8 protein-coding genes are annotated in these 11,545 nt (G+C 66.1%); 5 read left to right on the top strand and 3 right to left on the bottom strand.

The features are described from left to right. Positions 1-58: 58 nt before the first annotated feature. Positions 59-2,911 (bottom strand): 2-oxoglutarate dehydrogenase E1 component, encoded by a 2,853-nt coding sequence (locus ACTJKJ_RS04260; RefSeq protein ID WP_440819677.1) that lies wholly within the window; start codon positions 2,909-2,911, stop codon positions 59-61. Between the two features lie 344 nt (positions 2,912-3,255). On the opposite strand from ACTJKJ_RS04260, the gene ACTJKJ_RS04265 reads away from it, so the two are divergent. After that, a complete protein-coding gene (locus ACTJKJ_RS04265; protein ID WP_183478533.1) occupies positions 3,256-4,098 on the top strand; it encodes an isopenicillin N synthase family dioxygenase in 843 nt (280 codons plus the stop codon). A gap of 153 nt (positions 4,099-4,251) precedes the next feature. Here the strand turns inward: ACTJKJ_RS04265 and ACTJKJ_RS04270 are convergent, their stop codons facing one another. Then, complete coding sequence (locus ACTJKJ_RS04270) at positions 4,252-5,379, bottom strand: branched-chain amino acid ABC transporter substrate-binding protein (protein WP_343601324.1); 1,128 nt, start codon at positions 5,377-5,379, stop codon at positions 4,252-4,254. A gap of 163 nt (positions 5,380-5,542) precedes the next feature. Here ACTJKJ_RS04270 and ACTJKJ_RS04275 point away from each other — a divergent pair, with 163 nt between their 5' ends. The 4 genes from ACTJKJ_RS04275 (at position 5,543) to ACTJKJ_RS04290 (ending at position 10,780) form a co-directional block, all read left to right on the top strand. Further along, complete coding sequence (locus ACTJKJ_RS04275) at positions 5,543-5,914, top strand: hypothetical protein (protein WP_440819678.1); 372 nt, start codon at positions 5,543-5,545, stop codon at positions 5,912-5,914. Positions 5,915-5,985: 71 nt separating this feature from the next. Next, positions 5,986-7,617: an ABC transporter substrate-binding protein gene (locus ACTJKJ_RS04280; protein ID WP_297390163.1), complete on the top strand. Its 1,632-nt coding sequence runs from the start codon at positions 5,986-5,988 to the stop codon at positions 7,615-7,617. Between the two features lie 178 nt (positions 7,618-7,795). Next, complete coding sequence (locus ACTJKJ_RS04285; RefSeq protein ID WP_297390160.1) at positions 7,796-9,418, top strand: ABC transporter substrate-binding protein; 1,623 nt, start codon at positions 7,796-7,798, stop codon at positions 9,416-9,418. A gap of 357 nt (positions 9,419-9,775) precedes the next feature. Further along, positions 9,776-10,780: a LysR family transcriptional regulator gene (locus ACTJKJ_RS04290; RefSeq protein ID WP_297389830.1), complete on the top strand. Its 1,005-nt coding sequence runs from the start codon at positions 9,776-9,778 to the stop codon at positions 10,778-10,780. Here ACTJKJ_RS04290 and ACTJKJ_RS04295 read toward each other — a convergent pair. Beyond that, positions 10,771-11,409, bottom strand: a complete 639-nt coding sequence (locus tag ACTJKJ_RS04295) for an NAD(P)-dependent oxidoreductase (RefSeq protein ID WP_297389833.1) — start codon at positions 11,407-11,409, stop codon at positions 10,771-10,773. The two genes, ACTJKJ_RS04290 and ACTJKJ_RS04295, sit on opposite strands and share 10 nt — an antisense overlap. Positions 11,410-11,545: the final 136 nt, after the last annotated feature.

An 11,545-nucleotide genomic window follows, 5' to 3' on the forward strand; every position in this document is an offset into this window, starting at 1 on the left:
GCCCCCGAAGGCGGCGCACGGCGCCGGTGTCATTGCGGCGCTTGGCGTCCGCAATGACTCACTTGGTCAGCACGAAACCCTTCAGCTTGCCGAAGGCCTGCTCCAGCAGCGCCTTCTGCTGTTCCTGGTGCAGGTGGGCGTAGCCGACCGCCGGCGAGGCCGATGCGGGACGACCGGCGTAACCGAGCTTCTGGCCGTCGGCCATGTTCTCGTGGATGTAGTGCTGGACGAAGAACCAGGCGCCCTGGTTCTGCGGCTCGTCCTGGCACCACACTATCTCGGCGAGGTTCGGGTACTTCTTGAGTTCGGCCGCGAAGGCCTTGTGCGGGAACGGATACAGCTGTTCCACGCGCACGATCGCGACGTCCTTCTTCTCGCCGCGGGCCTTCATCAGGTCGTAGGCGACCTTGCCCGAGCAGGCGATCACGCGCTTGACCTTGCTGGCGTCGATCTCGGCGTTCACTTCGCCGATCACGGTGCGGAACTCACCCTTGGTGAACTCGCTCACCGGCGAGGTGGCGTCCTTGGCGCGCAGCAGCGACTTCGGCGTCAGGATGACCAGCGGCTTGCGGAACATGCGCAGCATCTGGCGGCGCAGCAGATGGAAGATCTGCGAGGCGCTCGTCGGCTGGACGATCTGCATGTTGTTGTCGGCGGCCAGCTGCATGAAGCGCTCCAGGCGGGCCGAGCTGTGCTCGGGGCCCTGGCCTTCGTAGCCGTGCGGCAGCATCATCGTCAGGCCGTTGGCGCGGCCCCACTTCACTTCGCCGGAGGCGATGAACTGGTCGATGACGACCTGCGCGCCGTTGACGAAGTCGCCGAACTGGGCTTCCCAGATCGTCAGCGTCTGCGGGTCCGCGGCGGCGTAGCCGTACTCGAAGCCCAGCACCGCCTCTTCCGACAGGATCGAGTCGATCACGACGAACGGGGCCTGGCCTTCCGCGACGTTCTGCAGCGGGATGTAGGTGCCTTCGTCGAAGCGCTCGCGGTTCTGGTCATGCAGCACGGCGTGGCGGTGCGTGAAGGTGCCACGGCCGCAGTCCTCGCCGGACAGGCGCACCGGGTAGCCCGAGGCCACCAGCGACGCGAAGGCCATGTGCTCGCCCATGCCCCAGTCGACGTTGATGTCGCCGCGGCCCATGGCCGCGCGGTCGGCGATGACCTTCTCCACCAGCGTGTGGGCCTTGAAGCCGGCCGGCAGCGTGGTGATCTTCTCGGACAGGCGCTTCCACTCGGCCACCGGCAGCGCGGTGTCGCAGCTGTCGGTCCACTTCTTGCCGAGGAACGGGGTCCAGTCGGTGGCGTACTTGCTCTTGAAGTTGGTCAGCACCGGGTCGACGGTGTGACGGCCTTCGTCCATCGCGGCGCGGAAGGCCTTGACCATGCCGTCCGGACCGTCGGCGGCCAGGACGCCCTGGGCCACCAGCTTCTCGCCGTACAGCTTGCGCGTGCCGGGGTGCTGGCCGATCTTCTTGTACATCAGCGGCTGGGTCAGCGCCGGCGTGTCCTGCTCGTTGTGGCCCAGCTTGCGGAAGCAGACGATGTCGACGACCACGTCCTTCTTGAACTGCTGGCGGTATTCCAGGGCCAGCTGCGTGCACAGCACGACCGCTTCCGGATCGTCGCCGTTCACGTGCAGCACCGGGGCCTCGATCATCTTGACGACGTCGGAGCAGTACAGCGTCGAGCGGGTGTCGCGCGGGTCGCTGGTGGTGAAGCCGATCTGGTTGTTGATGACGATGTGGACCGTGCCGCCGGTGTAGTAGCCGCGGGTCTGGGCCAGCGCCAGCGTCTCCATCACGACGCCCTGGCCGGCGAAGGCCGCGTCGCCGTGCACCAGCACGGGCAGCACCTGCTCGCCGGTCTTGTCGCCGCGGCGGTCCATGCGCGCCTTGACCGAGCCCTCGACGACCGGGTTCACGATCTCCAGGTGCGAGGGGTTGAAGGCCAGGCTCAGGTGGACCGGGCCGCCGGGGGTGGTCACGTCGCTGGAGAAGCCCTGGTGGTACTTCACGTCGCCGGAGGGGAGGTCCTCGGGGGCGGTGTGATCGAACTCGGCGAACAGGTCCTTGGGCATCTTGCCCAGCGTGTTCACGAGCACGTTCAGGCGGCCGCGGTGGGCCATGCCGATCACGATCTCCTGCACGCCCTTGACGCCGGCGCACTTGACCAGCTCGTCCATCGACACGATGAAGCTCTCGCCGCCTTCCAGCGAGAAGCGCTTCTGGCCGACGTACTTGGTGTGCAGGTAGCGCTCCAGACCCTCGGCGGCCGTCAGGCGCTCCAGGATCTGCTGCTTCTTCTCGGCCGTGTAGGTCGGCTTGCTGCGGATCGTCTCCAGACGCTCCTGCCACCAGCGCTTCTCGGTCGGCTCGGTGACGTGCATGAACTCGGCGCCGACGGAGCCGCAGTAGGTGTCACGCAGGGCCTGCACGATCTCGCGCAGGGTCATGCGCTCGGCCTTGGTGAAATAGGTGTTGGTCGCGCTGAAGGTGCGATCCATGTCGGTCTCGGTCAGACCGTAGGACGCGGGGTCCAGCTCGAGGATCTTGGGGCGTTCGGTCCGCTTGAGCGGGTCCAGGTCGGCCCAGCGCGAGCCCAGCGTGCGATACGCGGCGATCAGCGACTGGACGTGCACCTGCTTGCCGGCCACTTCGAGCTCGGCGGAGGAGACCTGGTTGTTGAAGGCGTTGGCCTTGGCGCGCTGCGCGAAGGACTCGATCACCGGCGCATGCGCCACATCGCGCTTGTCGCTGCCGTCCACCGCGGGGACGTGCTGCAGCGCGTCGAAGTAGGCGCGCCAGTTGTCGGGCACGGCGCCCGGGTTGTCGAGGTACTGCTCGTACATCTCCTCGACGTAGGGAGCATTGCCCCCGAACAGATAGGAGTTCGAGCTGTATTGCTGCATCATCTTTCGCTCACCTCTGCCCCGGCTTCCGGAGCTATCGGCTGGTTAACAAACCTTCCGCGACACGGCTTGACCGGTTGGCGGATTGCGACCCGCCTTTGCTGTTGCCAGAAAAGGGGACGGGAAGGACCTGAAGTCACAAGCGCAGGACTGTAGCACCACGCTGATACCGCCGCTGTTGCGGGTTCGCCCAATTGTTGTGCGGGCTGTCCATGACTTGAATCAATCGAGCGGCGGCCCAAACCATACAAACGTTTGCGATGCAATAGCCCATAGAAGTAGACTTCGCGCTGGCGTACCGCCCCGACATTGAATGGCGGACTGCCCGGGACCACAGGAGATCCCACATGCAAGTTCGAGTCGTCGACTACCGCGCCGCGGATGCGGCCGAGCAATTCACCCGCTCCCTGCACGAGACAGGCTTCGGCGTCCTGGTGAATCACCCCCTGCCCCAGGACCTGGTCGAGAAGATCTACGCGGACTGGTTGGCCTATTTCAATGGCACCGAGAAGCATGAGCTGGCGTTCTCCAAGGAGACGCAGGACGGCTACTTCTCCACCGAGATCTCGGAGACCGCCAAGGGCCACACGCAGAAGGACATCAAGGAGTACTTCCACATCTATCCATGGGGGCGGATTCCGGCGTCGCTGAAGGACGATGCGATGCGCTACTACCGCATCGCCAACGACCTGGCGGCGGAGCTGCTGTCGTGGGTGGAGAAGCACACGCCGGCCGAGATCGCGAAGAACTATCGCGAGCCGCTGTCCAACATGATCAAGGACAGCCGGCTGACGCTGCTGCGGGTGCTGCGGTATCCGCCGCTGACGGGGAATGAGCCGGCCGGCTCGCTGCGCGCGGCCGCGCACGGCGACATCAACCTGCTGACCATCCTGCCGGCGGCCAACGAGCCGGGCCTGCAGGTGCAGGGCAAGGATGGCGAGTGGGTCGACGTGCCCGGCGACTTCGGCATGCTGATCATCAACATCGGCGACATGCTGCAGGAGGCCTCGCAGGGCTATTACCCGTCGACGCAGCACCGCGTGGTCAACCCGACCGGCGAAGGCGCGAAGAAGAGCCGCGTGTCGCTGCCGCTGTTCCTGCATCCGCGTGAGGACGTCGTCCTGTCGGACCGCTACACCGCCCACGAGTACCTCGAGGAACGGCTGCGGGAACTGGGCGTGAAGGCCTGACGACGACGCTGGCCCTCACCCCTACCCTCTCCCGCAAGCGGGAGAGGGAGTCATACCCGCGACACCGCTGACATTGCTCACCCTTCTTACTCCCTCTCCCGCTTGCGGGAGAGGGCGGGGGTGAGGGCCAGCGGTCTCGCGCCCGTCAGCCGATCACAGGCTCTTGAGCGGCACGACGTCCTTGCCCTTGAAGGTGAACACGGTGACGGCGGACGACTTCAAGTCGTGCTTGTCGTCATACGCGTACTCGCCGGCCACGCCCGCGTAGCTCGACTTGGCCAGGTGCTCGCCGACCTTCTTCGGATCGGTGGACTGCGTCGCCTCCATCGCGCCGGCCAGCAGGTAGGCGCCGTCGTAGAAGGCCGCCGCATAGGTCAGCGGATCGCGCTTGAACTCGGCCTTGTACTTCTCGAGGAACTTCTTGCCCTTGTCGCTGCGGTCGATCAGCGCGCCGCCCTGGGTGCAGTAGGCGTTCAGCTCGGTCGTGATCTGCGACAGCGTCGCGGTCTCCGTCGAGCAGATGCCGTCGCCGCCCAGCAGCGGCGCGGTGATGCCCAGGCCGCGCATCTGGCGCAGCATCGGGCCGCCCTGCGCGGAGTAGCCGCCGTAGAACACGGCGTCCGGCTTGGCGGCCTTGACGGCGGTCAGGATGCTGCTGAAGTCGGTCGCCTTGTCGTTGGTGAACTCCTTGGCCACCACTTTCAGGCCCAGCTTGGTGGCCTGGGCGGTGAACTCCTGGGCGACACCCTGGCCGTAGGCGGTGCGGTCGTCGATGACCGCGACGGTCTTGACCTTCAGGTCCTGCGCCGCATAGACGGCCATCTTGGCGCCGAGCTGGTTGTCGGTCGCGCCGATGCGGAACAGGTTGGACTGGTTGGGCTGCTGCGTGATGCGCGGGTTGGAGGCCACCGTCAGCACGATCACCCCGCCGTCGGAGAACACCCGCGAGGCCGGCATGGTCACGCCCGAGTTGTACGGGCCGAGCACGAAGCGGACCTTCTTGTCCACCAGCGCCTGCGCCACCTGCACGCCCTGGCGCGGGTCGGCGACGTCGTCGTTGACATCGAGTTCGAAGATCACCGGCTTGCCGCCGATCTTCACGCCCTTGGCGTTGAGTTCCTTGATGGCCAACGCGGCGCCGTCGCGGTTGTCCGTGCCGTAGCCGGCCTGCGGGCCGGTGATCGGGCTCATGAAACCGATGCGCACGCGCTCCTGCGCCTGGGCGCCCAGCGCCACCAGGCCGGCGGCCAGCACCAGCCACTTCAACGAGATCTTCTTCATGGGTCTTCCTCGGTAAGGTCTTCCCGGGGTCGATTCCCGGGAGGGGTCTTCCCCGATAGGGGAAACGCGAGTCTACGTAAAGACGCCGGCGCCGGCCGACAACCGCACCGAAGTGCGCGACACGACGACCGCCCTCACGCACGCGGCACGTCTACAGTGGCGCATGGTCCGCCCCCTCTCCGGCAGCGTCATCTGGATCCAGCCCGAGGCCCCGCCCAAGCCCGCCGTCGGCGCGCCCTGCAATGGCTGCGGCGTGTGCTGCCTGGCCGAGCCCTGCCCGCTCGGCATGCTGGTGAGTCTCAAGCGCGAAGGCGCCTGCCGCGCGCTGGTGTGGTCCGACGCCGACCGCCAGTACCGCTGCAGCATGCTGGTGCATCCGAGCCGCTATGTGGGCCTGCGCACATTGCCGCCGCAGGGCCTGGTCAACCGCCTGATCCGCCGCTACGCGCGCCGCATGATCGCCGCCGGCATCGGCTGCGACGCCGCGATCGACACCGATCCGCCGGTCGACACCGCCCCTCCGGAGAAGCGCTAAGCAACACCCGGCCCCACCGGGCATAGCATGGTCCGCGCATCGCCTGGTCCAGGCTCGATCGGAGGTTCCCCATGACTCGACTGCCGAGCGCTCCGCGCTTGCCTCGCGCCCACGCGGCGCTGTCCCTGGCGATCGCGCTCGGCGCGACGACCGCCGTCACCCTTGCCGCCACCCTCGCCGCCTCGTCCGCCCACGCGGTGCCGCTGCGCTGGGCGGCGCAGAACGACGTCCTGACGCTGGATCCGCATTCGCAGGACCACACCACCACCAGCGCCATCCTGCAGCATGCCTACGAGGGCCTGACCCGCTACAACGAGCAGTGGGAGATCGAGCCCTGCCTGGCCACGAAATGGACGACGATCAGCCCGACGCAGGTGCGCTTCGAACTGCGCAAGGGTGTGAAGTTCCACGACGGCTCGCCCTTCACCGCCGACGACGTGGTCTTCAGCTTCGACCGCGTCCGCCAGCCGCAGGGCACGATGCAGATCTACGTCACCGGCATCAAGGAAATCAGGAAGGTCGACGACTTCACCGTCGACCTGATCCTCGACTCGCCGCAGCCCATCCTGCTGCGCAACCTGGTCGACTTCCGGATCATGAGCAAGGCCTGGTCCGAGAAGAACCGGGCCACGCAGATGGCCGATTACAAGGCCAAGGACGAGAACTACGCCAGCCGCCACGCCGCCGGCACCGGGCCCTACGAGATCACCTCGTGGCAGCCCGACCAGAAGGTCTCGATGGTCATCAACAAGGGCTGGTGGGACAGGAACAAGGGCAACATCACCGAGGTCAGCTACATCCCGATCAAGTCGGACCCGACGCGCGTCGCGGCGCTGACCTCGGGCGACGTGGACCTGCTGACCGACGTGCCCACGCAGGACGTGGGCGCGCTCAAGGCCGATGCCAAGCTCAAGTCGATCGACGGTCCCGAGACCCGCACCATCTTCTTCGCGATGGACCTGGGCAGCGACGAACTGCGCGGCGCGTCGGTCAAGGGCAAGAACCCGTTCAAGGACGTGCGCGTGCGCGAGGCGCTGTCGCTGGCCATCGACCGCGAAGCCATCAAGCGCAGCATCATGCGCGGGCTGTCGGTGCCGGCGGCGCTGATGGTCGCGCCCGGCGTGCACGGCTACGACGCGGCGCTGGACAAGCCGCGCGCGCCCGACATCGCCAAGGCCAAGAAGCTGCTCGCCGATGCCGGCTACCCCAGCGGCTTCGAGGTCCCGCTGAACTGCCCCAACAACCGCTACGTCAACGACGAGAAGGTCTGCCTGGCCGTCGTGTCGATGTGGAGCAAGATCGGCATCACCGCGCGGCTGACCGCGCAGCCGATGTCGCAGCACAGCCAGCTGTTCCAGCGCTTCGAGGCGCCGCTGTTCATGCTGGGCTGGGGCGTGTCGACCCGCGACGCGCTCTACGCGATGCAGGCGCTGGCCCGCACCCGCAGCGGCGGCGCGGATGGCAGCTTCAACTTCTCCAAGGTCAGCGATCCCACGCTCGACAAGCTGATCGACGCCGCCAAGAGCGAAAGCGACACCGCCAAGCGCGATGCGCTGCTGCGCGACGGCCTGGTGCTGATCCGCGATCAATACCTCTTCATCCCGCTGCACCACCAGGTGCGGCCGTGGGCCATGCGCGCCAATCTGCAGACGCTGCACCGCTCCAACGATCGGCCCGAGGCGCGCTTCACGACGATCAAGTGAGCGGCCCGCCGCCGAAGGGCCGGCGCGCGTCCTGAAGGACCGGCCGCGGCGGCTGGGTTTTCCGGTCCGGCCCTGGGGCAATCCCCAGGGTGGACCTCGCTCCCGGACCGGGCCCCGGCGGCTAGCATCCAGGCGACTTCACGTTTGCTTAACGACGTTGCCAAGGGAGCTACCGCTCATGTCGAGGAAATCCATCGGACCGATCCGGTCCGCGCGCCTGTTGCTGTCCGCCGCCGCCGTCGGTGCCGCCGCCCTGATGGGCGCGGCCCTGCCCGCCCACGAGGCGCTCGCCGCCCCGCTGCGCTGGGCCGCGCAGAACGACGTGCTCACGCTGGACCCGCATTCGCAGAACCACAGCACGACCAACGCGATCTCGATGCATGCCTACGAAGGCCTGACGAGGTACGACCGCCAGTACCAGGTCGAGCCCGCGCTGGCCACCAAGTGGACGCAGACCGGCCCCACGAGCTGGCGCTTCGAGCTGCGCAAAGGCGTCAAGTTCCATGACGGCTCGCCGTTCACCGCCGACGACGTGGTGTTCTCCTTCCACCGCATCAAGCAGCCGGTGGGCACGATGCATCCGTTCGTGGCCGGCGTGGCCGACATCAAGAAGGTCGACAGCCACACCGTCGACGTGATCCTGTCGGCGCCCAATCCGATCGTGCTGCGGCAGTTCGTCGACTTCCGCATCATGAGCAAGACCTGGGCGGAGAAGAACAAGGCGATCAACCTGCCCGACTTCAAGGCCAAGGAAGAGACCTTCGCCACGCGCAACGCCAACGGCACCGGCCCGTACCGGATCACGGGCTGGCAGCCGGACCAGCGCATCACGATGGTCCAGAACAAGGACTGGTGGGACGCGAAGAACGCGACCAATGTCGACGAGGTGATCTACACGCCGATCAAGTCCGACCCGACGCGCGTCGCGGCGCTGCTGTCGGGCGACGTGGACCTGCTGTCCGACATCCCGACGCAGGACGTGGGCCGGCTGAAGGCCGACGGCAAGCTGACGGTGCTGGAAGGCAGCGAGACCCGCACGATCTTCATCGGCATGGACCAGGGCAGCGAGCAGCTCAAGGGCAGCAACGTCACCGGCAAGAACCCGTTCAAGGACAAGCGGGTGCGGGAGGCGATGTCGCTGGCCATCGACCGCGAGGCGATCAAGCGCGCGACGATGCGTGGCCTGTCGGTGCCCGCCGGCATCATGGTCGCGCCGGGCGTCAACGGCAATGCGCCGGACATCGACGTGCCGACCAAGGTCGACGCCGAGCGCGCCCGCAAGCTGCTGGCCGACGCCGGTTATCCGGGCGGCTTCGAAGTTCCGATGAACTGCCCCAACAACCGCTACGTCAACGACGAGGAGATCTGCCTGGCGGTGGTGTCGATGTGGAGCAAGGTTGGCATCAAGGCGCGCCTGCAGACCGAGTCGTTCAGCACCTTCAGCCCGAAGCTGCAGGCCTTCGAGTACCCGCTGTTCCTGTACGGCTGGGGCGTGCCCACGTATGACGCGCTGTACACGATGCAGTCGCTGGCGCGCACGCGGGTCGGCGGCGCGGACGGCAGCGGCAACTACTTCCGGCTGAGCGATGCCAAGCTCGACCAGATCATCGACGCCGCGAAGGTCGAGGGCGACGTGGCCAAGCGCAACGCGCTGCTGAAGGAGGGCCTGGTGCGCATCCGCGACGAGGTGTTCTTCATCCCGCTGCACCACCAGGTGCGTCCGTGGGCGATGAAGAAGAACGTCACGACGCCCCACCGCTCCGACGACCGGCCGGAAGCACGGTTCACGACGATCAAGTGAGCGCCGAAGGCGGCGGCGCCTGCCGCCGCCTCGAGGGATCAGGCCGCTGAATGTGCAGTCTTGCCGCGCGGCGCGGCTGCCCCAGGTGCCGGCCGCGTGACCGCAGGCCTGGCACTTCATTCCCTCACCGGCTTGGCTAGAACCAGCACGAACGACTCGTAGGGCGCGTCGTGCCCCACCGCGTGCTGGCCCCTTGAACACCATTCGGCGCATTCACCGATTTGCCACCGAATGACAACCAAACCATCCAATCACGGTCCTGACGCTCCTGCTTCATTTCTGAGCCGCAACAATCCCTGTCCTAACATTCCGATCCGCGCGAACAGCGCGTGACAGAGAGGCAGGGAAAAAGTGTCGATGGACAGATTGCTGGCGATGCAAGCCTTCGTTCGCGTCGTGGAGGTGGGCAATTTCGTACGCGCAGCCAACTCGATGAACCTGCCGAAGCCGACGGTGACGCGGCTCATCCAGATGCTCGAGTCTCACCTGCAGACCAAGCTGTTCAACCGCACCACGCGGCGTGTCACGGTGACCGTCGAAGGCGCCGCCTACTATGAGCGCGCCCTGCACCTGCTCAGCGAACTCGACGAGCTTGAAGCGGGCATGGTGCATGCGAAGTCCAAGCCGCGAGGCCGGCTGCGCATCGACGCGGCTCCGGCCGTCGCGCAGCAGGTGCTCATTCCTGCGCTGCCGGATTTCCATACACGCTACCCCGACATTCAGGTCAACCTGGGTGTGAGCGACCGTCCGGTGGATCTGATCAGCGAGAACATCGACTGCGTACTACGTGGCGGCGAACTCACCGATCAGTCACTGGTGGCACGCCGCATCGGCGAATTCCATCTGGTCTATTGCGCGGCCCCCGCTTACCTCGAACGTCACGGCAAGCCCACGCATCCGCGCGACATTGAAGCGGACGGCCACAAGGTCATCAACTTCTTTTCCCCGCGTACGGGAAAGGTCTTCCCATTCACCTTCACCAACGCAACGGAACGCATCGAGTTCGAGGGGCGCCATGTCGTGGCGATGAACGACTCCAACGCCACCTTGGCAGCGGCCCTGGCAGGGCTTGGCATCATGCGATCGACCACGGTCATGGTGCAGCCACACATCGCCTCGGGTCAGTTGGTGCCGCTATTGCTCGACTGGTGCGCCGACTCCATTCCCATCCATGTGGTGTATCCACCGAACCGGCACCTGTCGACCAAGCTACGCGTCTTCATCGATTGGATCGCCGAACTGTTCTCCTGCAGCGATTTCGTGCAACGCCAATGCAGCCTGCAGGGGCTGGCGGCGGCCGCCGCGGCGGCGGCACAGCCAGCATCACCGCGAGCGCTCGACGGCTTGCCCCTTCATGCGTAGGCCACGGTCATGATGTTCCGGATGAAATCACCCCGGACAATTTCCGCCACGAAGGCTTCGGCATAGTCCGGATATGAGATCTTGCTCTGGCCCGCAGCGTTGACCTGCAGCGTCCTGGCCGCAACCTTGTAATTGCCGATCTTTTCGCCCGGTCCGATTTCCGCCGCCGGCGAGAAGAACGTCCAATCGAGATCGTTCGCGGACTTGAGCACATGGAATGCCTTGTTGTGCGCAAGCGCATACGCCCGATAAGCGGCCGGAAAAGTGGGCGCGTCCACCAGCAAGACGCCGGGGGCGACCTCCAGGCTACCCGCGCCCCCCACCACGATGACGCGCTTGATATTGGCCGCGCGGGCCGCTGCCACCAGGGCATGGGCGGCATCCACCACGGTGTCGATGCTGTCACCGTGCGCGCCATAGGCGCTGGCCAGCACATCGGCCCCTGCAATCGCCTTGGAGAATGCCGCTGTGTCGGCAATGTCCACCACTTTCAGATCGACAGCTTCCAGGCCTTCAGGTGCCGGACGGGCGGAACGCACGATACCGATCACTTCATGCGCTTGATGCAGGGCCTCCTTGGCAATCTCGGAACCGATTTTCCCAGTGGGGGCGACGAGCGCGATTTTCATTGCAGTCCTTTCAATCAGAGGGTAGTCATACCGTGTGCATCGGAATCGAACGATTGCGACGAGACCAAGCATAGGACGCATGAACCGGAGCAATAAATGGCCCCGCTGTTCATGCATCGTTTCACCGTTGCAACAA

This window comes from Roseateles sp. 22389 (assembly GCF_052044995.1).
Classification (GTDB): domain Bacteria; phylum Pseudomonadota; class Gammaproteobacteria; order Burkholderiales; family Burkholderiaceae_C; genus Roseateles.

Bases quoted from the DNA above. Each gene is read 5' to 3' on its own strand.
- ACTJKJ_RS04260 (WP_440819677.1), bottom strand. From the start codon at position 2,911: ATGATGCAGCAATACAGCTCGAACTCCTATCTGTTCGGGGGCAATGCT.
- ACTJKJ_RS04265 (WP_183478533.1), top strand. From the start codon at position 3,256: ATGCAAGTTCGAGTCGTCGACTACCGCGCCGCGGATGCGGCCGAGCAA.
- ACTJKJ_RS04270 (WP_343601324.1), bottom strand. From the start codon at position 5,379: ATGAAGAAGATCTCGTTGAAGTGGCTGGTGCTGGCCGCCGGCCTGGTG.
- ACTJKJ_RS04275 (WP_440819678.1), top strand. From the start codon at position 5,543: ATGGTCCGCCCCCTCTCCGGCAGCGTCATCTGGATCCAGCCCGAGGCC.
- ACTJKJ_RS04280 (WP_297390163.1), top strand. From the start codon at position 5,986: ATGACTCGACTGCCGAGCGCTCCGCGCTTGCCTCGCGCCCACGCGGCG.
- ACTJKJ_RS04285 (WP_297390160.1), top strand. From the start codon at position 7,796: ATGTCGAGGAAATCCATCGGACCGATCCGGTCCGCGCGCCTGTTGCTG.
- ACTJKJ_RS04290 (WP_297389830.1), top strand. From the start codon at position 9,776: ATGGACAGATTGCTGGCGATGCAAGCCTTCGTTCGCGTCGTGGAGGTG.
- ACTJKJ_RS04295 (WP_297389833.1), bottom strand. From the start codon at position 11,409: ATGAAAATCGCGCTCGTCGCCCCCACTGGGAAAATCGGTTCCGAGATT.